Origin of the sequence: Bilophila wadsworthia ATCC 49260 (assembly GCF_000701705.1) — a bacterium.
Classification (GTDB): Bacteria; Desulfobacterota; Desulfovibrionia; order Desulfovibrionales; family Desulfovibrionaceae; genus Bilophila; species Bilophila wadsworthia.
In genome coordinates, this window is the sequence record NZ_JNJP01000062.1 from 1 (window position 1) to 22,375 (window position 22,375).

Genomic DNA, 22,375 nt, shown 5'->3' on the forward strand with positions numbered 1-22,375 from the left:
TGAAGGATGTATAGAAGAGAGGTTTGGAGGGGGCGAGGGGCCCTTTCTCCAGAAAGGGCCCCTCGCCCCCTCCAATCTTCTCTTCTATACATCCTTCAACACGAGCTTCCACACATGCGGGACGTCGTCCTTGTTCGTGAGGGCGTGCTGCGACGCCCAGGGCTTGCACGCGGCGCGGACGGAGGCCCACCAGCCGGGCACGTCGCCCCAGACTTCGGCGGCCTTGGCTGCGGCGGATTCCGGCGTGTCGTGCAGGATGCCCGCTTCACGGAGCTTGTCGAGCAGCGGCAGGGCTTCAGGGGTGAAACTGGCGGTCTCGGGGTTCCAGTAGAGCAGGAACGGGATGTTCGCGGCAAGCGCCTGCGCCAGCGTCGTCCCCGCGTGATCGAGCACAAGCAGGCGGCAGCCGAGCAGGCGCGGCTCAAGGGGGCCGGTGCAGCGCGTTACCTCGGGGAACCGCCGGAGCAGCCACGGGGCGTCCTCAAGCGAGGAAGGGACGTCGAAATAGGGTCGGTACTGGGACTGCTTGCGGAGCGCTTCGGGCAGGGCGGCCATGAAGCGGGCCTTGTCTTCCCGGTAGGCGAATTGCTGCCGCCCCCGGAGCATGGACTTGAGCGTGTAGGGCAATAAGGCCATCTCGGTGCCGACGAGCAGCAGCGTGGGCGACTTCTCACGGTGCGCATCGCGCAGGGCCGCAAGCTGGGGATGCGGCAGGGGCAGGAAGTTGCCGGGCATGAGGCCGTGGCGCTTCCATCCCCATGTGATGAAGCGGTGCTGGCAATACTCGACGAGCGGATAGGCCACGGAAGTCCTGACATAGCCGTACTCGCCGCCGTGCTGGATGAAGAGCATCCGGCAGCCGCGCCCCCGGTGCAGGGCCATCTTGATGCGGTAGGCGTCGTCCTCGCAGGCCGCCACGCTGACCACGCGCGAGCGGATGCGGGCCTGTTCGTGGCCGAGCGTCTGCGGGATGGACGCTTTCCGCAAGGATTCGGGGAGCAGGGCGACGGCGAGATCAAAGGCTTCGTCCTCCGTGAATCCGAGAGGCAGGGGCGGCGCGGACGGATCGCCGAGCAGCCGGAGCGGGATGGTGTCGTCCCGCCGGTCCCGGTTGAGCGTGAGCACGACGGACAGATCGAACGATTGCCTGAGGCTGAACCCTTTGACGCGGGGAAAGGGCAGGCTGAACAGGATGTTCCGCGCAACATGCTTCAAGAGGTTTTCCCGTCTGGTCGGGGCGGCCTCGCGCCGGACGGGCGGCAGTTCCTCGGCTGTCCATGCGGCGGGCCAGTCCCGTTTCAGCAGGCGGGAAAACAGCCAGTGGTTCCACTGCGGATTCAGGATGCCGCCCATGATGAAGTCCTGCGTATCCGCGAAGGCGAATTCCGAAGCGTCCAGCACGGGCACGGAAAGGGGGCGGCCGCCGAACGTTTCCAGAATCCCGGCGGTACGGTACAGCCGGTCGATCAGCGTTTCCACGGCGCGGACAAGCCACGGGGCCAGTACGAAATCCCAATAGCGGTCGTCGTGCTGCGTGCCGTAAAGTCCGTTCAGGTAATCCCGGAGCCGGGGGGCAAGCTGCGTGACGAGCTGGCGCGCCTGCCTGGCGGCCGTTTCCAGCCGTTCGGGATCGGCCAGCGGTTCCGGCGGCATGTCGAAACCGGTTTCTTCGGCTGACGCCGGGGCCGTACACCACGGCCCGGCCAGGATGTGGGTGGCCGGGGTCGCGTTTTCCGGGGCCGTACCAAGAATCAGCGTCGTGATGGATTGAGTGGTCACAGGAGATGCCTCTTTCCGCGCCGCAGGCAATCAGAGGTTTGTGGGCGCTTCTGGTTTTTCCTTGTTGTACTGCCGCATCTGATCCCGGAACAGGTTCATGGCGTCGTCGAACAACTGCGGAAGCTGGTTGTTGAGGGTGTCCTCAAGTTTCGACCCCAATTCCTTGCCGTCCTTCTTCGCCTTGTCCATCGTTTCCGAGATGCTGTCCTGAAGGCGCGGGGCCTTCGCGGCCGCGTAGAAGGCCGGGGCCACGTTCCCGGCCGCCTTTTCGATTTCTTTGCATTCGCCGACGGTGATCTTGCCGTCTTTCATGGCTTCGTCAATGAGCGGCATCAGCTTCGTACGGAACATCACGGGATCGATGTCCCGCAGGCCGAGCAGGGAGGCGTATTGCAGAGGCGTGATCTCGTCGGTGTCCTTCGGGCCGTCCGAACCGAACAGCGATGCGCCCGCATGGGCCGGGCTCAGCAGCATCAGGCATACGGCGGCAATGAGCATTTTTTTCATGGCGTTTCCTTTTTGGATGTGTGTTGTGGAATCCCGGGGGAGGGGAGGCACGCTTTTCCCGAAAGAAGGTTCCCTTGGCTTTGCTTCTCCCCTCCCTCGGGCCCCCACCCCTGTCTTCCTGCAAGATGTGCGCGTTTCCCCGTTTCCCTTCTTGGGAAACGCCGGATCGCGCCGGACTTGAGGAAGATTGAAACACAACGAACCGAATGCTCAATGATTGTCTTGCCGTTCACTGTGGCGGGCGCTCTCCATTCCCTTCTTCCGTGCGGAATTCTGGGGAAAGAGGCGACCCGCAACGGATAGGGCGGAGGAAAGGGGACCTTCTCCAGCCCCTTCCCGCACATGCGTTTCTTATTCCAGATGCGCCCACTGGAGGACGGTATCTTCCTCGATGTCGGCGCGGGCGGCCATGCCGAGCACTTCATAGTAGTGACGGGGGCTGATGCCGCCAGCGGGACGCTTCCACGTGAGGTCGTCCTTGTCGATGATCTTCCCGGCGGGGATGTTGCGGTTGGCGACGAGGGAGCGGCGGGCGTTCTGGCGGGCGGGCTCCTCGGAGGCCAGCGCTTCGATGCGCATTTCCCCGATCATGGACAGCGTCCGCTCGAAATTCTGGCGGAAGAGCTGGAGATCCTTGTAATCCATAGCGTGGTAATGGTCGTTGCCGGGCAGCGTCTTGTCGTGGCTGAAATGCTTTTCAAGGATTTGCGCACCGAGCAGGGCGGCAACTTCCAGCACCTTCATATCGTTGGGCAGGGTGTGGTCGGAGTAGCCGATGACGTGCTGCGGGAAATGGCGGACGAGGGCCGGGATCATGCCGAGCGCGGCGTTTTCGTCCATCGTGGGGTAATTCAGCACGCAGTGGAGCAGGGCCAGCGGATTGCCCTTGGCTTCAATCCAGCTCACGGCCTCGGCTATTTCAGCAAGGCTGGCCGCCCCGGTGGACATGATGATGGGCTTCTTGAAGTCGCACATGAATTCAATGAAGGGGCGGTTCGTGAGGTCCGAAGAGGAGATTTTGAACACATCCATCATGTCGTTGAGGAATTTGGCGGACTCCACGTCGAACGGGGTGGACATGAAGGCGATACCGGCCTGATCGCAGTGCTTTTTCAGGTTTTCGAATTCGCCTTTCCAGAAGGAGTCGTGCTTTTTGAACAGCTCGTACTGGCTCGGGGTCGGCTCTTTGCTGGTGTCCCAGTAGGCCGGGGAATGCTTGGAGGCGAGGGTCCCCGCCTTGTAGGTCTGGAATTTGATGGCGTCCGCGCCGCCGAGGGCGGCTTCGTCGATGAGGCGGCGGGCGATGTCCATGCTGCCTTCATGGTTCACACCGGCTTCGGCGATGACGTAGGGACGCTGGAAGCGGGTGACCGGGACGGGGTGCTTGCTGATGAGGTCGATGAGGTTCATAAAACGCTCCGTGAGAAGGTGCGGTGGTTACGGGAAAACAGAGGGTACCCTTGCCTTGTACCCTTGCCGCGAACGCCGGTCAAATGGCGTAAACCGGCATCAAAGCCCTGTGGTTAGGCGAACCGGGCTTGCCTCGCTTTCCGCCATGCTGTAGCCTTGAAACGCCTATGAGGAAACGGATACGCCTTGTCGTCTGCCTTTTTCAGGTTGCGAACCCTGCTTTTTTGCGGGTTTTTTGTTCCCTGTGCGGCGTATCGCATACGGATGGAACCATATTTTGGGGGGAATCATGAACGGTTGTCTGAAACGGCCTGCACGGGCAGGCGCTTTGGTGGTTTTGGCGTGCCTTCTGCTGCTCGCCGGGTGCGGCCGTACCGTATTTGTCTCCGGCGGCGGGTATCCTTCGTCCCAGCCCGGCCATGCCGTCAGCGGCCAGCCTCTTTCCGAACAGGCCGATGCGGCGTGGAGGGCGGGCAATTATGCCGAAGCCGAGCGCCTGTACAATGTGGTGGCCCGTGACGCGGCCCTTCCCACGGAACAGCGCGCGCTGGCGTGGGAGCGTGTGGCTCGGGCGGCCCTTTCCAGCGGCAACATGCAGGGCGCCCAGAATGCCCTGAAATTTTGGAAGGATCTGGTCCCCGGAGCGGAAAACAGCTCCGCGTGGCTTGATGTGCGGAGCAAGCTTTCCGGCGCGGGCGGCGCAGGGCAGCCGTCGTTCAGTTCCGGGTGTGTGGCCTTGGCCTTGCCTCTGAGCGGAGCGTACGGGCCGTTCGGCAACAAGATCGCCGCGGGTGCCACGGCCGCGCAGGGTGAATTGTCCAAATCCGGCATGATGATGGATGTCCGCATGATCGATACGGAATCTTCCGACTGGCTGGACAAGCTGTCTCAGCTGCCCCCGCAGTGCGTGATGGTGGGCGGCCCCTTGCGCGCGGATCGCTATACCGCGATGAAGTCCCGCAGCATCCAGCAATCGCGCGCCGTCTTCGCCTTTCTCCCGAGCCTTGAAGGAAGCGACGAAGGGACGGTCGCGTGGCGTTTCTTCGCCAGCCCGCAGGATCAAATCGACGCGGTCCTCAATTTTACGCGCAATCTCGGCATTTCCAGCTACGGCGTCCTTGCTCCGACAGATACTTACGGGCAGCGCATGACGGATCTGTTCCTCAAGGCCGTGCGCACCAACGGTTCCACGGCCAAGATAGCGACCTATCCTTCCGGCGACACCACCAGCTGGGGCGAGGTGATGCGCGGTTTCGTGGGCGGAACCATGCGCGGCAAAACCCCCGTCCCGACGTCGACCTTCCAAGCGGCTTTCATTCCGGACAGCTGGAAGAATCTGGAGCTGCTCGTGCCGTTCCTGTTCTATCAGGGCGAGGATCGCCTCGTGCTGATGGGGACGTCCCTTTGGGAGCAGGGGCTTTCCAACCGTTCGAGCGTTAATGTGGCGAATCTTGATCTGGCGATTTTCCCCGGCGCGTGGAATCCGGCGTCCCCGTCCCCGGCGGCGGGCGCCCTCGTGCGTGCGATGGCCGAGTCCGGCAAGGGCACCCCGGATTTCTGGGAAGGCATCGGGTATGACTTTGTCCGCATGGCCTCGGTCATGAATCTTCAAACCCCGTGGACGCCCGCGCAGGTGAACCAGCGTTTGGCTTCCGCCCAGAACATGGAGTGGAGCATGGCTCCCATGAGCTGGTCCAACGGCAAGGCGGCGCAGGCACTCTTTGTGTTCCGTCCGGTGCAGTCCGGTTTTGAGCTTGCCGAGCCCGGGGCCTTCAAGGCCCGTTACAACGAGATCATCGCCCGCCACGCCCGCCGCGTAGGGAGATAAAAGGCAGTGCGGGCATGATGCCCCCCAGACCCCCTCAGGGCGAATGAAAAGGGTTCCGCATCCTGCTTGCGCCGGATGCGGAACCCTTTTCATTCGCCCCGATGCCGTCAGGAGTCGTCTTTTTTAAGGGCTCGGCGGCACGGAGATTGATAAGGCGAGGAAACGTGTTTTCAGCACATTGCCGGAACGGACTCCTTCCGCGCGGCCTCCCCGCCAGTCGAAAGCCTTGGGAGAGGGAGGATGGGGATATGGGGGAAGGGAGGGGAAACCGCGGGGGTGCTCCCCTCTTCTCCAGAAAGGTTCCCCCTCCCTTCCCCCACATTCTCTATTCTTCAATCGCCAGCTTCGTGTCGAGGCGGTAGCCGGAGATCATGGCGCAGGCGATATAGGTTCCCTGCCCGTCGTAGATTTTGACTTCATAGGTGGCGAGATGCCTGCCGCCGTTGGCGAGCCGGGCTTCGGCGACGATGGGGCCGGTCTTGGCGCTTTTCATGTAGGAAATGGTGGCATTGGTGCTGATCATGGTGCCGTCTTCCTGCCCGAAATTGGAAGCGAGGCCGAAGGCCATGTCCGCGAGGGTGAACAGCGCGCCGCCGTGCAGCATGTCGAGAGAATTTTTGGCGTGATCCTCGAATGCGAGGCTGACCTTGCCGTAATCGTAGTCGGCATCTTCAACGGTGATGCCGTTGTGTGCGGCGAAACGGTCGTGGGCTTCGAGGAACCGCCTGATGGCCTGAACGGATGGGGACATGAGATTTCTCCTGATGCGGATGGCGTCGAAAAGAGGCCGAAAAGGGATTGCGGGGTGGGGGGATTTTTGCCCGGAAGGACGGGGGTATTCACCTTTGCCGCGTGTTTTGCTAGTGTGACCGGACTCCGATGATCCGGTCAGGATACGGAGCTTCCTATATCTGGAAACATGAGGCAAGTCCATGAAAGTTATTATTCTGTGTGGCGGTAAGGGAACCCGGCTCCGCGAAGAAACCGAGTTCAAACCCAAGCCGATGGTCGAAATCGGCGGGCGTCCGGTGCTGTGGCATATCATGTCCATGTACGCCCGGTACGGTCACAAGGATTTTGTGCTGCCCCTCGGCTACAAGGGGGAGGTCATCAAGCAGTATTTCCACGATTACCGTATGCGTAATGCGGACTTCACCGTGGATCTCGCCACCGGCTCGACGACCTACCACCCGACCGCGCAGGTGACCGACTGGCGCGTCACCATGTCCGACACCGGGCCGGAAACCCTGAAAGGGGCGCGCATCAAGCGCATCGCACAGCACATCGACACGGATCGCTTCATGGTCACCTACGGGGACGGCGTTTCCGACATCAATATTAGAGAACTTGTTGATTTTCATATCAAATCCGGAAAGATGGCGACCTTCACCGGCGTCCGGATGCCTTCCCGCTTCGGTTCCGTCAAGACCGACGAGAACGGCAACATCCTGTCTTGGCAGGAAAAACCCGTTCTGGACGAATACATCAACTGCGGGTTCTTCGTGTTCAAGCGCGAATTTCTTGACTATCTCTCGGAAGACGAGTCCTGCGATCTCGAGAAGGAGCCGCTCGAACGCCTTGCCGCCGAAGGCCAGCTTTCCATGTACCGCCACACCGGTTTCTGGCAGTGCATGGATACCTTGCGTGACGCGCAGGCGCTCAACTCCCTCTGGGACAAGGGCAACGCCCCGTGGTGCAAATAGCATTTTGATATGCGGGGGAAGGGGGAGGGAACCCTTCTGGAGAAGGGCTTCCCAACCCCACCCCTCTCCCTCCCAAGACTTTCGACCTTATCGAATCCCTGCTCACGGGGTTGCCTGTGATCGGAAAACGCCCGGACGGAAAACCGTTCGGGCGTTTTCTATGGGATGCGACGGGAAGGATTTTATTCTTTCCGCCTTGTTTCCAGTAGGATTGCTTTTACAGAATAGTCCTAACGGCCTCTTCGAAGACGGCGCGGGCCTGATCGAACTGGAGGGCTATGGCTCCGAGGGCCACGAACAGGAATATGGTTTCGCGCCACGTCCCCGTACTGACGAGATTGATGCCGAAGCGCTTGCTGCCTCCGAAAGGGTACAGAGGAACGCGCATGGGCGTGAGGGCATCCAGCAGGACGTGGATCAAGCCGCCGATGCCGACCCAGACGAGCAGATCGTTGCCGATGCCGCTGATCTGCGCCAGCGCCGACGGAGACACGCCGGGGAATGTGATGTGTGTCGCCCTCAGCAGATCAAGCACGATCCGCTGTGTCGGGATAAGAAAGCCCAGTATAATGATGACAAGGTACCAGCCGAACCAATGCGACGTCTGACGGTGGATGCGCCTCCATACTTTCTTGTCGCCCCGCGCCATTGCCGTATCCACCATATCGGGCAGCACACTCCCGATCATTACGGCGAACAACGCCGCCGGATGCGCGCCTGCCGCGAGCGCTCCCGCTACAGCCACTGCCTTGTGCGTAAACCACTTCATGCTTCGTCCGATGATAAAGAGGAAAAACGGCACAGTACGGTTTCTCCCCCGCAAAGGTCAAGCGTCTTCGCACCGTATCCGGAAACGGCCCTTCATACGGCAGGAACTCCCGCCGCGCGGCCTCCCCACCCACCGAAAGCCTAGGGAAGAGGAGGGGTGGAGATCCGGTGGAAGGGAGGGCAAACCGTGGGGGTGCTCCCCCCTTCCACCGATTCCACTCTTGCACCCTTCTACGCCTTCCACGTCTCCCGGGTTTCGAGCCAGCGACCGTAGCGGGCGCAGATGACACCAAGAAGCAAATAGATGGCCCCGGCGCTGATCCAGACTTCAAAGGTCATGCGGCTGATCGCCATGACTTCGAGAGCCTGAAAAGTCAGGTCGGGCAGAGAAATGAGCGAAGCCAGCGCGGAATCCTTGAACGTGGTGATGACCTGCCCCACGAGCGGAGGCAGGATCGCGCGCACGGCCTGCGGAAAAATGACCATACGGAGCTGCTGCGAACGGGAAAAACCGAGCGCCGCCGAAGCTTCCCATTGCCCGTGCGGCACGCCTTCGATGCCTCCGCGGACAATTTCCGTAACATAGGCCCCTTCGTACACCCCAAGCGTCAGTACCGCCGCAACCATGCGGTCAAGCTGGCCTTCAGGGGCGAATCCCCACGCCACCGCATCCCTGACGAAAGGAGGCATGGAGCGAAGGGCCTGTTCCATATCGGAAACGGGAAGCAGGTTGCCCGCGAAAAAATACAGGAGAAACAGCAGCACCAAAGGAGGGATATTACGGACGGAATTGACGAAAAGCTGAATGGGCAACGCTGCGACGCCGCGTTGCCCGGCGGAAAGGGCGCCCAGAACGCCGCCGATGAGCAGAGCCAGCGCCATCGACCAGACGCCGAGGCGGAGAGTGACGATGAGCCCCCGGATCAAGAGGCCGGGCTCGTAGCCGCCGGGCGTGCGGCGGACAAGGAAATCCGCCAATTCCGGCCAGCTCCAGCGATAGGCGGCTATGGTTTCCGAACGCCACAGGAAAAAGCAGGCTCCCAGAAGCAGCAAGACGACCAGAACGGCGTCCACCCGCCCGAACGTGGGGAAAAGCCGCCCCTGCCGACCGTACTCGGCATAGGGCGACCATTCGCGCCGGAGCGCCTTCCGGGAGCCGCCGGAACTCATCGAAGCTGCGCTTCCCAATCGGTCGTCTTGAACCAGAAATGACGGCGCTCGGGGAGCCAGCCTTCCGCTTCGACCGTGCGGATCCAGTTGTCGAGCACATTCAGGCTGTCGGGATCGCCCTTGCGGATGACCATGCCCACAGGCTGACGGTAAAAGGCGTCCGTGGAGGGCTGGTAAAGCTTGTCGGGGTTGCGGAGCACCTCAAAGGCCGGAAGCGGCGCGGACGAGAACATCACGTCGGCGCGGCCCGAGAGCACATCCTGCACGGCGGGAGCTTCGTCGTCGAACAGGCGGAAGGTGGCGTTGGGGAGCACTTTCTTGGCCACGGGAACAGGCGTGCTGCCCGTGCGCAGGGCAACGACCACTTCAGGTTTGTTGAAGTCCTCGGGGAACTTCATGCCCTTGGTCTTTTCCTTGTTCGCCATGACTTCGATGGTGGCGTAATCATAGGGAACCGTGAAATTCGCCTTCAAATTGCGCTCGGGGGTAACGCTCATGCTGCCGATGATGACGTCGAATTTCCCGGCCATCAGCGCGGGGATGATCCCGGCCCACTTCGTGGGCACAAGCTGGAGTTCCACGCCCAGATCCTTGGCGAGGCGCTTCGCCACGTCGATTTCAAAGCCCACGAATTCGCCGTTCTTGTCCTGCATGGCCCACGGCACGAACGAGGAAAACCCGACACGCAGCACGCCGCGCTTGACCACATCGTCGATCATGGACGTCTGCGCGTCCTTCGCCTGCGCCAGACCGGGCAGGATCAAGGCCGCCGCCAGCATCAACACAGCAAAAAACTTTTTCATAACGCCTCCTATGAACTTTTCTTTTCCGCAACGGAAACGCCCGCCGCGCCGTCTCCCACAAGCCGAACGCCTTGGAAGGCGGAGGGGGAGCAAGGTAGAAGCCTTTTTCGGGAAGGTTCCCCTTCCCCCGCCCAAAGCCTACCGCCAAGCGTACCGGCGCTCCATCCAGCGGGCGGGCAGCGCCACGCAGAGCGTGAGCGCGAGATACAGCGCCGCGACGATCAGCCATATCTCAAACGCAAGGAACGTATCCGCGATCAACACCTGCGCCTGCATGGTGAGATCCGCCACGGCGATGGCGCTGACGAGCGAGGTGTCCTTGATGAGCGAAACAAGCTGGCTGGTCAGCGGCGGCAACATCCGGCGCACGGCCTGCGGCAGGATAACGAGCCGGAGCGTGTTCCATACGCCGAGGCCGAGGCTGATGCCCGCTTCCCACTGCGCCCGGGGCACGGATTGCAGTCCCGCCCGGAACAGTTCCGCCATGTACGCCCCCTCGAACAGGCCGAGGGCCAGCACGGCCGCGCCGAAAGGCCCCACGCCGATGGCGGGAGCGAACAGAAAATACACAAAAAACAACTGAAGGAGCAACGGGGTATTTCGCAAACACCCCACATAGACATGCGCCATGCCCCGCGCCACAGGCCACGGGGAAAGCCGCAGCAACGCCGCGCCGAGCCCGGCGGCGACGGCAAGGGCAAGCCCGAAAAGCGCGATACGCACGGTCATGCCGAGCCCGTCGAGCAACGGGCCGGGGATGAAATGCCCGTCCGTCCAGCGCCCCAGATACCGCCAGACGCGATACCATTGCCAGTCATAGGAAATGCCGTCCGCTCCGGCAAGCACCGCGCGGAACAGCCAGACGCCGATCAGGAGAAAGCATACTCCTACGGCATGGCGTCCCATCCACCGCAGCAACCGGGCCGCAGGGTGAAGCCGCACGCCGCAAGCCCGTTCGCTCATAGAGCCTGTCCGCACCCGGCAATGGCGTCAAAAACGGCGTTCGCAGTTTCGGAAACGTCGATGTCCCCAGCCGCGACACGGCAGGTAGCCCACTGACGGTAGAGGGCCTCACGTTCACGGAACAAGTCTTCCACAGTCTGCCCCGGCGCAATGGCAAGCCCGCGATCCGGTTTGCGCGAAATGCGCTCCAAAATGAGAGGAAGCGGCACATCAAGGAAGACCACCGGACCAAGGGAGGTCAGATACCGCATGGCTTCGGGCCGATAGACCACGCTGCCGCCCGTGGCGAGCACTGCGCGCTGCATCCGAAGGGACTGGATGACTCTGGCCTCGACATCCAGAAAACGTTCCTTGTCCAGAGCGTCCGTCACGTCCTGAAGGCGCGCCCCATAGGTGGATTCAATCAGATGATCGGTGTCCACATAGGCCCAGCCGAGGCGTTCGGCCACAGCGCGGCCCACGGTGCTTTTGCCGGCTCCAGCCATGCCGATAAGGGTCACGCACTTGTCCTCGGTCAGGCCGGGAACCTTCATTGAAGAAATCGTGTTCATCACTCTCCCCCGTCGCGTGGGACCGCTTCGCCAAGCGCATACAAGGCAGCGCGCCGGGCATGGATTTCCGTCGTGTCGAACAGCCGCGCGGACGTGTCCCCGGGGCGCACCAGCAGGCCTATTTCCGTACAGCCGAGGATGACGCCCTGCGCGCCCCGGGCCGTCAGGCCGCCGATGATCGCCGCGAACGCCCGCCGGGAGGACTCGGAGACCGTCCCGAGACACAGCTCATCGAAGATGACGCGATTGACGAACGCGCGCCCATCTTCTTCGGGGATCAGCACGGTGATGCCCCGTTCCACGAGCTTGCGCGTGTAAAAATCCTGTTCCATCGTGTAGCGAGTGCCGAGCAGCCCGACCGTGGACACTCCGGCGGCCTCCAGCTCGTCGGCGGTCAGTTCCGCGATGTGCAGCAACGGCAGGGACGTCGCCGCCTGCACCGCGTCCGCCACCTTGTGCATGGTGTTCGTGCAGATGAGCACGCAATCGGCTCCGGCGCGTTCCAGACCGCGAGCGGCCTCCGCCAGCAGTTCGCCGCTGCGTTCCCAGTCCCCTGCCCGCTGGCAGGCCTCAATCTCATGGAAATCCACGCTGTGCAGGATGCACTTGGCGGAATGGAACCCGCCGAGCCGCTCCTGCACCAGCCGATTGACGATCTGGTAGTATGTAACCGTGCTTTCCCAGCTCATGCCGCCGATAAGGCCGATGGTCTTCATCAACATGGCTCCCAGTGCGGACGCCCGCGCCGCCTTTTCCCAAAATCAAATATCACGCCGTACCCCGGCGTCCCCTAGACGGGAGTCCGTTGCGCTCGCGCATGGCCTCGGGGAAATACGCCGCCGCCATTTCACGGAGCTTGTATTTCTGGATCTTGCCGCTGGCTGTCAGGGGAAAACCTTCCACCACAGCCACATAGCGCGGAATTTTATACCACGCGATCTTGCCGCGGCAATAGTCGCGCACATCCTCGGGAGCGACGTCCGCCCCCTCCTTGGGGATTAGGAACGCGCCCACCTCTTCGCCGTAGCGGCGGCTCGGCACGGCCACGACCTGCACGTCGGCCACTCCGTCCATCTTGAGGAGGAATTCCTCCACCTCGCGGGGGTATACGTTTTCGCCGCCCCGGATGATCATATCCTTGATTCGCCCGCTGATGCTGACATACCCGTCCTCGTCCATGATGCCGAGGTCGCCGGAGTGCAGCCAGCCCTCTTCGTCGATGGCCTCGGCCGTGTCCTTGGGCATGTTGTAGTAGCCCTGCATCACGTTGTAGCCACGGCAACATACCTCGCCCACGGCATTACGGGGGACTTCCTCGTTGGTTTCAGGATCGCGGATGGTGACTTCGATGCCGGGCATACTCCGCCCCACGGTCTTGACCCGGCGCTCCACGGTGTCGTCGGTACGGGTCTGGGTCATGACCGGAGAACCTTCGGTCAGGCCGTAGCAGATGGTGATTTCGCTCATGCACATCTGATCCATGACCCGGCGCATGAGCGGCTCGGGGCACACGGACCCTGCCATGATCCCCGTACGCAGCGAGGAAAAATCGAAACGCGAGAAGACGCGGTGATCCAAAATGGCCTGGAACATGGTCGGCACGCCGTACAGGGCGGTGCACTTCTCCTGCTCCACGGCGGTCATCACCTGCACGGGGGAGAAGGCGTCGAGCAGCACCATGGTGGCCCCGTGGTTCACGCAGGCCATGACCCCGAGCACGCAGCCGAAGCAGTGGAACAAAGGCACGGGCAGGCATACCCGGTCGCGCGAGGAAAATTTCTGATGGTAGCCGATCCAATAGCCGTTGTTGACGATGTTCACGTGCGTCAGCATCACGCCCTTGGGGAAGCCCGTCGTCCCGGACGTGTACTGCATGTTCACCACGTCATAGGGCGAAATGGACGCCTTGCGGCTTTCGTATTCCTCATCCGAGACATCTCCGGCGAGGGAAAAGAGTTCCGGCAGGGAATACATGCCCCGGTGCTTGTCCGTGCCAAGGAAAAACACGCGCTTCAGGTGCGGCAGCCCCTCGACTTCGAGCATCCCGCGCCGCTGGCGGCGCAGTTCGGGGAGCACCTCATACGTGGAAGCAATAAAATCGTGGTCGCGCACGCTGTCGATGATGAAGAGGTTCTCGCATTCCGACTGCTGCAGCAGGTAACGCAATTCCGTTTCGCGGTAATTGGTGTTTACCGTGACCAGAATGGCCCCGATGCGAGCCGTGGCGAACATGAGTGTCACCCAGTGGGGCACGTTGGTCGCCCATACGGCAACCTTCTCGCCCTTTTGTACGCCGATGGCCATCAAGCCTCTGGCCATATCGTCCACACACGCCGAAAACTCGGACCACGTCTGCCGCAACTCGCGGTCCGCGTGGATCACGGCGTCGGTATCGGGAAAACGGGCCGCCGTATTCTCCAGAAGCTGGCCCAGCGTCAGTTCCTGCACTGTAAAATCGCTCATGTGAGGACTCCGAAAAAACAAATTGGCAGACATGAAAAGCAAACGGGGATCATACCAAACGAAGTACCCGGCCCGCAAGGGTTCCGTCATGAGAGCTTTGGGGGTTGCCGCGCTTCTCACGGGCGGCTATGGTGCCGGAAAACGCTTACGGGCGGTGCACCCGCGGCTTTCTCCCGTTTTTCCGGCGGTAGAACAGAAATCGGACGCAACGCCTCTTTTTTCGGACACAACGGGAGCGCAACATGAAACGACACGGCTATATCATCGGCGGACAGGTCCAAGGGGTTGGTTTCCGGCCTTTCGTATACCGTGCCGCAACCAGGCTCCGGCTCACCGGGCATGTGGGCAACACGTCGGACGGCGTCAGGGTGGAGGTGCAGGGAACCGATGAGGCTCTGGCCGCCTTTGCCCACGCCCTCGAACACGAACTGCCGCCGCTCGCGCGGATCACGTCCCTCCGCCGCGAGGAACTGCCCCTTGCGGACGGCGAGGCGGCCTTCGCCATCGCGCACAGCGAGGGGCACCACGGCCACGCCGTGTTGGTCAGCCCGGATGTGGCGACCTGCGGCAACTGCCTCGCGGACATGCGCGATCCGGCGAACCGGCGTTACCGCTACCCGTTCACGAACTGCACGGACTGCGGCCCCCGCTACACCATCACCCATTCCATCCCCTACGACCGGGCCACCACGTCCATGAGCTGCTTCCCACTGTGCCCGGACTGCGCCGCCGAATACAACGATCCCCTCGACCGCCGTTTCCACGCCCAGCCCAACGCCTGCCCCGTCTGCGGGCCGAAGGTCTGGCTGGCCTCCGCCCCCGAAGGCGATCCCCGTATCCCCGGCCCGGAGCTTGCCGAAGGGCAGCGCGCCATTGAGCGGACAGCCGCCGCCCTGCGTGCCGGAAACATCGTTGCGGTCAAGGGGCTTGGAGGTTTTCATCTGGTCTGCGACGCAACGAGTGCCGAAGCCATCGCCCTGCTGCGCGAACGCAAATGCCGCCCGCACAAATCGCTGGCGATCATGGTGCCGGATCTTGAAACGGCCCGGCGCGTCGCCTGTGTTTCCGATGCGGAAGCCGCCGTCCTGGCCTCCTCCGAACGGCCCATCGTGGTGCTCGCATCGCGCGGCGTCCTGCCGCCCGCCATTGCGCCGGACGTGGGCAGCATCGGCGTCATGCTGCCCTACACCCCGCTGCACCACTTGCTCCTCGAAGCATTCGCCGCGCTTTCTCCGCTCCCGGCCCTCGTCATGACCTCCGGCAACGCGGGCGGCGAGCCCATCTCGCTCGGCAACCGCGAGGCACTGGCCCGCTTGCGGCACATCGCCGACCTCTTTTTGTTCCACAATCGGGACATCCTGATCCGTGCCGACGACTCCGTGGTGCGGGTGGAATCATTGCCGGGAGAATACTTTTCCACAGACAACAATCCACAATATTATCCACAAAAAAACAGCATCCCCTCTGCCAGTTTCCCCTCCCGCCCAAACGGAACTTCTGCGGGGATTCCCTCCCCGTCAGCCAAAAACCTTGAGGGATGGGGGGCCGGGGGCGGAAACCTTTCTTCGGAAAACGCCCTCCCCCGGGAGTCTCCTCCGCTCCATTTCTTCCGGAGGGCAAGAGGGTTCGTTCCGAGGCCGCTGGAACTCCCCCGCGACGCGGGCCGCTGCGTATTGGCCACAGGCGGGGAACTCAAGAACACGCTCTGCCTTACACGCGGCAAGGATGCTTTCCTCAGCCAGCATGTGGGCGACTTGAAAAACCTTGAGACGTTCGAGTTCTTCCAAAACATGGCGGAACACCTCGGCGGGCTGCTGGAAGTCAAACCCGAAGCAATCGTCTGCGATCTGCACCCCGACTACCTTTCCACGGGCTATGCGCTGGATTCCGGCCTGCCCGTCCTGCGCCTGCAACACCACTTCGCCCATGTGTACGGCGTATTGGCGGAAAACGGGCATGACGCCCCCGCGCTCGGGCTGGCGCTGGACGGCACCGGATACGGCACGGACGGAACCATATGGGGCGGAGAACTCCTCTTCGTCGATCCCAAATCCGCTGGCGAGGAACGCTATGGCGGACGCATCGGCCGCCTTGCGCCGTTCCCGTTGCCCGGAGGCGAAGTCGCCATCAGGGAACCGTGGCGCATCGCAAGCGGCTTCATGGGGCTTCCCGAGGCTGAAGGACTGGAAGATTTTGCGGAGGACATGGACGCCCTCTTTGGGGTGGACGGAAAGCACGCCATACACGACGCCATTTTGGAGATGGTCCGCCGCAAGGCCACGCCCATGACTTCAAGCTGCGGCCGCCTGTTCGACGCCGTTTCCGCACTGCTGGGACTGTGCCCGTCCATCACCTACGAAGGACAGGCCGCCATCCGTCTGGAAGCGCATCAAGACCTATCGGTAACAATGGCCGTGCCCTTCTCCATCAAGGAACGGGGCGGCCTTCTGGAACTTGACACGGCAGCCTTTTTTCTGCACCTGCTGGAACTGCGGCGGACAGGCGTTTCTGTCCCCGATCTGGCCCGCCGGTTTCACCTTGGACTGGCGGAAGGGCTTGCCGATCTGGCGCTTTCCGGGGCGCGGCGCTGCGGCGTCCGCACCGTGGCCCTGTCCGGCGGCGTCTTCCACAACCGGACCATAGCCCTGCTGTTGCCGGAAGCGCTGGCGCGGCGCGGGCTTGTCCCGCTCACGCATCACGCACTGCCGCCCGGAGACGGCGGGCTGTCCTATGGTCAGGCCGCGTGGGCGTCCCACGTTCTCCGCTGATTCAACCTCTGTTCAAAAGGAGTCGCATCATGGTTCGTCACATCGTCTGGTGGACGCTGAAACCCGAAGCTGAAGGCCGTACCGCCGCCGAAAACGCCAAGCTCATCAAACAGCGTCTCGAAGCCCTCATGGGGCAGATTCCGTCCCTCAAGTCCCTTGAAGTGTCCTATGACTTCCTCCCGACCTGCACCATGCCGGTCAACGTGATCCTCATGACCACGCATGACGACGCCGAAGGGCTCAAGGCCTATGCCGAACACCCCGCGCATGTCGCCGTCGGCAAGGAACTTATCAAGCTCGTGACCGAGTCCCGCCAGGCCATCGACTATACTTTCTAAACTTCACCGGAGGAGGGAAAGGGGCCTTCCGGGGAAATGCCCTGCGGTTCCTTTCCTCCCTCTCTTCCAAGTCTCTTCTCATCAGGCCACAACCGGCCACTCCCCTCCTTTCCTACCGCATACCGTTTATGACCCAACCTGAAAAAACAACGCCGATCGGTGAGTCCCCAGCTCCTCACGCGGAAGCGCGGCGGGCCTTTCCCGCAGGACTGGAACAGCCCGAGGGCAGCTTCCGATTCAGCGTCGACGCGCTGTTGCTCGCGGCCTTTGCGGCAAGCCGTACAACCGATGTTACCATACGGTTTATAGATCTTGGAACAGGGTGCGGCGTTGTTGGCCTTGCCTATTTGTTACTTAAACGAAACATTTGCCAAGGCTTCGGTATGGATTGTAATCCCGAGCTGATTGCCGCCGCTCAAAACAATACTGCCAAGCTTGGTTTTTCGGATCGATTTGCTCTGCATACCGGGGAACTTGCCGACACGCGTTTTTTAGAAAACCTCCGTATGGAAGCCTCCCCGGTCCAGTTGGTCATGGCGAACCCGCCGTGGCGTCTTGTCGGCTCCGGACGCTTACCCGCAACAGAGGCCCGCCAAAAAGCCTTATTCGGGGATAAAGGAACGTTCCCATTGTTCGCGTCCGCAGCCTCCTCATTGCTCGAAGAAGATGGACGTTTCGCCTGCATCATAAGCCCGGACAGGCTTCAGGATATGCTGGCGGCGCTGGATGGGGCGGGGCTCACTCCCTACTTGTTACAATATATCCACAAGCAAAAAACTTCTCCGGCCACGTTCGTGCTCATAGAAGCCCGTAAAGGCGCACACGCCAAACCATCCGTCGCCGAACCAATCGCCCTGTACGGCCCGGAACGTTTTTTCACACTGGAATCACTGGCTTTCTGCCCTTTTTTGCGCTAGTCTGAAGGCATGAAATACTTTCGCGCAGATCTGCATGTCCATTCGCGCTTTTCCCGCGCCACCAGCGGCAGGCTCAATATCCGCAATCTTGCGGCATGGAGTATGATCAAAGGCCTCTCCGTCATGTCCACGGGCGATTTCACCCATCCGGCATGGCGGGACGAGCTGCGGCGTGACCTCGTCTATGACGACAACAGCGGCCTCTACCGCGTCCGCGAAAAGACGCCGCTGGAAACGGAAATCCCCGGCTTTTCCCGTCCGGACGGTGTCAGCGAGCCGCAGTTCCTCATCCAAGCGGAAATCAGCTCCATCTACAAGAAAGACGGTTCCGTACGCAAAGTGCACAACGTCGTGATCATGCCCAGTCTGGAGAGTGCGGACAAGCTGTCCAACAAGCTCGCCGCAATCGGCAACATCACTTCCGACGGGCGTCCGATCCTTGGCCTCGATTGCGAGCATCTCCTTGAAATGGTGCTTGAAGCCGACGAGCGCGGCGTGCTCATTCCCGCGCATATCTGGACGCCGTGGTTTTCGCTTTTTGGTTCCAAATCCGGCTTTGACGCGCTGGAAGACTGCTTCGGATCGCTCTCCTCACATATTTTCGCCCTGGAAACCGGCCTTTCCTCCGATCCGGACATGAACCGGCTCTGGTCCGCGCTCGACCGTTATGCGCTCGTTTCCAATTCCGACGCGCATTCCGGGGAAAACCTCGGCCGCGAAGCCAATCTCTTTGAAGGCACGCCTTCCTATGACGGCATATTCGACGCGCTGCGCCGGGCCGCCCGGGACGAGGAAGGCTCAGGCTGCATCTACCGGGGGACGGTCGAGTTCTTCCCTGAGGAAGGAAAGTACCACCTTGACGGGCACCGCGCCTGCAATGTTGTCCTTGAGCCGGAAGAATCCATGAAAATCGGGAATATCTGCCCGGTATGCGGCAAGCCGCTCACCGTCGGCGTACTCCACCGGGTCATGGCGCTGGCCGACCGCAAGGCCCCGGTCATGCCCAAGCACGATCCGGGATTCGTCTCGCTGTTCCCGCTTCCGGAAATGCTCGGCGAACTGCTTTCCGTCGGCCCCAAAAGCCGAAAAGTGCAGGAAAGGCAGTCCGAACTGGTCCGCTTGTTCGGTTCGGAAATGGATATTTTGCACACGGTCCCCGAGTCGGATTTGCGCCAGCACTGGGACGCCCTCGGCGAGGCCGTGGCCCGTATGCGCCGGGGCGACGTCATCAAGGAAGCGGGCTTTGACGGCGAATACGGGGTCGTCAAAGTGTTCTCGGAAGAAGAGCGCAAACAATTTGTGACCGGAAGGTATCGTTCTTCATCCTTGTTGGATGCTCTGCCCGAAGCCCAAAAACCGGGCAGAAAACCCAAAGCGGCACCTTCCAAGGAACCAGCATCGAAACAGGTATCCCTGTTCGCGGCAATGACGCCCCCGGCGCCCCAGACGCCGCCCGATCCGAAGGCGTTCCCGTATTCCGAAGCGCAGCAGAAAGCCATCCAAGCCGGGCCAAACCCCGTGCTGGTACTCGCGGGCCCCGGTTCCGGCAAAACCCGCACCCTTGTGGGCCGCGTCCAGCGCCTCCTCAAGGACGGCATCCCCGCTCAACGCATCCTTGCCGTTACCTTTACCCGCCGCGCCGCCGCCGAGCTCCGGGAACGCCTTGAACGCGCCCTTGGGGAAGGCGTCCCGTTGCCTCAGGCCGATACCCTGCACGCTCTGGCCTTATCCCATTGGGGCTCCGCTGAGGAGGCCCTGCCAGCCGTGTTGCCCGAAGAAACGGCCCGGAGCGTGTTCGCCAAGGCCAACGCCCTGTCCGCCGCCGACGCCAGACGCGTATGGGATGAGCTGTCCCTCGCCCGCGAGCGCCTCGCCCCCCTGACGGACGAACAGTCCGCCCTGCAGGAGCGTTACCACGCCGCCAAGCGCGAGCGGAAGCTTGCGGACTATACGGATCTGCTGGAGCACTGGCTGGCCCGCCTGCAAGCCGAACCGGAACGCCAGTGGACCAACGTGCTGGTCGACGAAATACAGGACCTTTCGCCGTTGCAGGTTGCCCTTGTGCGGGCGCTGATGCCCGGAGACGGGCATGGGTTCTTCGGCATCGGCGACCCCGATCAGGCCATTTACGGATTCCGTGGGGCGCATCCCGATGTTCAGTCCGCCCTGCGTGAAGCGTGGCCTTCGCTGGAGAGCGTCACGCTCGCCGCAAGCCACCGTTCCGCCGCCGGAATCCTGACCTCGGCTTCGGCATTGCTCGGACTATCCTCAGCCTGTGGAAAACTTATCCCCACCCGGAATACGGAAGCTTGCCTGCACTTGTTCAGCGCCCCGGACGCCCGCAAGGAAGCCGCATGGGTCGCGGATCAGGTTGCGCTTCTTCTCGGTGGAACCTCCCATACGCTGGAAGATTCCCGCCGCCGCGATGCCACGCTTGCCACGCCGTGCAGCCCCGGCGAAGTGGCCGTGCTGGTCCGCATGAAAGCGCTCATCCCGCCTCTGAAAACCGCTCTGGAGCGCCGGGGCGTCCCCTGCTCGGCACCGGAAACGGCCCCCTTCTGGGGCGATCCTTCCGCCGCCCTCATCCTTGAATTGGCGGGGCTGCGCTTCCAGCGTCCCTTTGCCGCGCCGGAAGGCCCCGGCAGCCTCGACGTGGATGTGCCGCAGCTGGCCGCGTCCCTGCCCGAACAGCTCTGGCAGGCAGGGCCGTCCGCGCTGGCCTCCCATCTGGATGCCGCCAAGCTCCTCGCCCCGCTGTTCACCGAATCGGCGGCCTGCAATGCCCTGCTCCGGGCGTTCCGCGAACAGGGCAAGACATGGGAAGGGTTGCTTGATTGGGTATGCCTGCGGCAGGATCTGGATCTTGTGCGCGAACAGGCGGAGCAGGTGCAGATCATGACCCTGCACGCCGCCAAGGGGCTTGAGTTCCGGGCCGTATTCCTGCCCGCCCTGGAAGAGGGCATCCTGCCCTTCCCCGGCGCGGATGCGCTGCTTCACGGCGACCCCGGCGGCGCTATCGACCCGGACGCGCTCGCGGAAGAGCGGCGCTTGTTCTATGTCGGCCTGACCCGTGCGCAGGATGCGGTTTTCGTCAGCCATGCGGCGCAGCGCCATCTCTACGGCAAGGCGTTGGAACTGCCTCCTTCGCGCTTCCTCTCCGCGCTGCCCGAGCTGTTCCGGCACACCCGGCTTGTCCGCCATGTGCAGACGAAAGCTACGCAGATGAAGCTGTTTTAGAAAATATTGGAAGGGGAAGGAGGGCCTTTCTGAAGAAAGCCCCTCCTTCCCCCTCCAAACCTCCCCCATCCTCCCCAAAGACTTTTGACCTTATCGAATCCCTTTCGTCGGTTATACCGGATAAAAAAACGCTCCGTACTGGAGCGTCTTTTTTTGAGAAAAAAGGGAAAACAGGGGCAGGGAAATGTTCATCTCTTTTTCTTGGGTTCCGGGAGCGCTTCACAGGTCATACGCACGAGTTTTTTCAGAAAGGCCCTGTCTTCCAACCGCTCGACCCGGAGCATCGGCTTTCCCCCTTCATAGGGCAATTCCAGCTTGCCATCCGGCATGAAGGCTTTTCCCGGTTCCGTGATCTTCACGAACAGGCGATCGTCGCAAACGCAGCCGAACGGTTTGCCGTCGCAATAGACGCAATATTCGCCGAACATCTTCCTGTAGGTGATGGTTCCCGCGTCTTCCAGCCGTGCCGCGACGGATTGCATGAACTCAGGGCTTGAGGCCATTTCTTCTCCTCTGGCAGCAAGAGGCTCTCCCCTGTCTGGAGGAGAGCCGGATGTCTGGGCCTGTTGGCGGAACCCCCTTGAGAGGTGCCTTTACGCCTTAGTGGGTATATTCGAGCAACGGGATGTCACCAATCTTCGCACGGATGGCCTGCACCATCTGCTCACGGTTGGGACAGGGGAAGCCGATAGGCGATCCCTTGCCGATACAGGAAGCGAGCGCAACGGCCTCCGCCCCGCGATCCACCAGCATCTTGGCGCGGGCTACGGCACGCTTGCCGGGACAGCCGCCGCAGCTCACGAAGCCGACGATCTGACATTCACCGAACGCTTCGAAACTTCCCTTTCCTTTGGCCGCCGTGACAAAATCCGTCGTGCCGGGGCACAAATCCTCAGTTTGCTGACAGCGGATGATACCGACCTTTTTCATACCGATCCCTCTTATTTTCTTTACCAAAACGCATCTGCAAGCTCCGTCCGAACGAGGCCGGCTAAAAAACCGATACCAGCTTTAACCAGCCCATGCAACGGCAGGAACAAGAAAAGCGGGACTCCCATACATGACGAGAACCCCGCTCCACAGTATCTTTTCCCCCGTTCCCCGGTGTCAGCACTCCCCCATTACAAAAGTCTTAGGAGGGAGAGGGGTGGGGTTTGGGGAGGGGAGAGG

General features: G+C 61.9%; 19 protein-coding genes. 6 read left to right on the plus strand and 13 right to left on the minus strand.

Going from position 1 to position 22,375, the window contains the following annotated elements; translation table 11 throughout:
* Positions 1–84: 84 nt before the first annotated feature.
* From T370_RS0116300 to T370_RS0116310, 3 genes are all read right to left on the minus strand, one after another.
* A complete protein-coding gene (locus T370_RS0116300) occupies positions 85–1,779 on the minus strand; it encodes an LIC12162 family transferase (RefSeq protein ID WP_029436341.1) in 1,695 nt (564 codons plus the stop codon).
* Positions 1,780–1,809: 30 nt separating this feature from the next.
* Entirely contained in the window at positions 1,810–2,286 is a 477-nt protein-coding gene (locus tag T370_RS0116305; protein ID WP_029436342.1) for a hypothetical protein, read from the minus strand.
* A 351-nt stretch (positions 2,287–2,637) separates the two neighbouring features.
* A complete protein-coding gene (locus tag T370_RS0116310) occupies positions 2,638–3,696 on the minus strand; it encodes an N-acetylneuraminate synthase family protein (protein ID WP_029436343.1) in 1,059 nt (352 codons plus the stop codon).
* A 289-nt stretch (positions 3,697–3,985) separates the two neighbouring features.
* On the opposite strand from T370_RS0116310, the gene T370_RS0116315 reads away from it, so the two are divergent.
* A complete protein-coding gene (locus T370_RS0116315; protein ID WP_029436344.1) occupies positions 3,986–5,524 on the plus strand; it encodes a penicillin-binding protein activator in 1,539 nt (512 codons plus the stop codon).
* Between the two features lie 325 nt (positions 5,525–5,849).
* Here T370_RS0116315 and T370_RS0116320 read toward each other — a convergent pair whose 3' ends face one another.
* Complete coding sequence (locus T370_RS0116320; protein ID WP_005028092.1) at positions 5,850–6,275, minus strand: PaaI family thioesterase; 426 nt, start codon at positions 6,273–6,275, stop codon at positions 5,850–5,852.
* 181 nt (positions 6,276–6,456) lie between these two features.
* On the opposite strand from T370_RS0116320, the gene rfbF reads away from it, so the two are divergent.
* Positions 6,457–7,227, plus strand: a complete 771-nt coding sequence (gene rfbF / locus T370_RS0116325; RefSeq protein WP_029436345.1) for a glucose-1-phosphate cytidylyltransferase — start codon at positions 6,457–6,459, stop codon at positions 7,225–7,227.
* Between the two features lie 217 nt (positions 7,228–7,444).
* On the opposite strand, the gene T370_RS0116330 is transcribed toward rfbF, so the two are convergent.
* The 7 genes from T370_RS0116330 to T370_RS0116360 form a co-directional block, all read right to left on the minus strand.
* On the minus strand, positions 7,445–7,996 hold the full coding sequence (locus T370_RS0116330; RefSeq protein ID WP_029436346.1) for a metal-dependent hydrolase: 552 nt from the start codon (positions 7,994–7,996) through the stop codon (positions 7,445–7,447).
* A gap of 230 nt (positions 7,997–8,226) precedes the next feature.
* On the minus strand, positions 8,227–9,165 hold the full coding sequence (locus tag T370_RS0116335) for an amino acid ABC transporter permease (protein ID WP_081847579.1): 939 nt from the start codon (positions 9,163–9,165) through the stop codon (positions 8,227–8,229).
* Positions 9,162–9,968, minus strand: a complete 807-nt coding sequence (locus tag T370_RS0116340) for a transporter substrate-binding domain-containing protein (RefSeq protein ID WP_005028556.1) — start codon at positions 9,966–9,968, stop codon at positions 9,162–9,164. The genes T370_RS0116335 and T370_RS0116340 overlap by 4 nt, the downstream gene beginning before the upstream one ends.
* Before the next feature lie 138 nt (positions 9,969–10,106).
* Positions 10,107–10,931, minus strand: coding sequence for an amino acid ABC transporter permease (locus tag T370_RS0116345; protein WP_029436348.1), 825 nt, complete (start codon positions 10,929–10,931; stop codon positions 10,107–10,109).
* Positions 10,928–11,482, minus strand: a complete 555-nt coding sequence (gene thrB / locus T370_RS0116350) for a homoserine kinase (protein ID WP_009733343.1) — start codon at positions 11,480–11,482, stop codon at positions 10,928–10,930. The genes T370_RS0116345 and thrB overlap by 4 nt, the downstream gene beginning before the upstream one ends.
* Positions 11,482–12,198: an aspartate/glutamate racemase family protein gene (locus tag T370_RS0116355; RefSeq protein ID WP_005028549.1), complete on the minus strand. Its 717-nt coding sequence runs from the start codon at positions 12,196–12,198 to the stop codon at positions 11,482–11,484. Before T370_RS0116355 ends, thrB begins: the two co-directional genes overlap by 1 nt.
* Positions 12,199–12,250: 52 nt before the next feature.
* Positions 12,251–13,945, minus strand: a complete 1,695-nt coding sequence (locus tag T370_RS0116360; protein ID WP_005028547.1) for an AMP-binding protein — start codon at positions 13,943–13,945, stop codon at positions 12,251–12,253.
* Positions 13,946–14,187: 242 nt separating this feature from the next.
* Here T370_RS0116360 and T370_RS0116365 point away from each other — a divergent pair, with 242 nt between their 5' ends.
* The 4 genes from T370_RS0116365 (at position 14,188) to T370_RS0116380 (ending at position 21,205) form a co-directional block, all read left to right on the plus strand.
* Entirely contained in the window at positions 14,188–16,713 is a 2,526-nt protein-coding gene (locus tag T370_RS0116365) for a carbamoyltransferase HypF (RefSeq protein ID WP_029436349.1), read from the plus strand.
* Positions 16,714–16,742: 29 nt separating this feature from the next.
* Positions 16,743–17,051 (plus strand): Dabb family protein, encoded by a 309-nt coding sequence (locus T370_RS0116370; RefSeq protein ID WP_005028542.1) that lies wholly within the window; start codon positions 16,743–16,745, stop codon positions 17,049–17,051.
* 128 nt (positions 17,052–17,179) lie between these two features.
* Positions 17,180–17,968 carry a methyltransferase gene (locus tag T370_RS0116375; protein ID WP_227329162.1) on the plus strand — a complete coding sequence of 263 codons (789 nt, stop codon included), beginning with the start codon at positions 17,180–17,182 and terminating at the stop codon, positions 17,966–17,968.
* A gap of 9 nt (positions 17,969–17,977) precedes the next feature.
* Complete coding sequence (locus tag T370_RS0116380; protein WP_029436351.1) at positions 17,978–21,205, plus strand: UvrD-helicase domain-containing protein; 3,228 nt, start codon at positions 17,978–17,980, stop codon at positions 21,203–21,205.
* 188 nt (positions 21,206–21,393) lie between these two features.
* Here the strand turns inward: T370_RS0116380 and T370_RS0116390 are convergent, their stop codons facing one another.
* Together T370_RS0116390 and T370_RS0116395 are read right to left on the minus strand one after the other, a co-directional pair.
* Positions 21,394–21,708: a TfoX/Sxy family protein gene (locus tag T370_RS0116390; protein WP_029436352.1), complete on the minus strand. Its 315-nt coding sequence runs from the start codon at positions 21,706–21,708 to the stop codon at positions 21,394–21,396.
* A 97-nt stretch (positions 21,709–21,805) separates the two neighbouring features.
* On the minus strand, positions 21,806–22,135 hold the full coding sequence (locus tag T370_RS0116395) for a CGGC domain-containing protein (protein WP_005028537.1): 330 nt from the start codon (positions 22,133–22,135) through the stop codon (positions 21,806–21,808).
* Positions 22,136–22,375 lie beyond the last annotated feature (240 nt).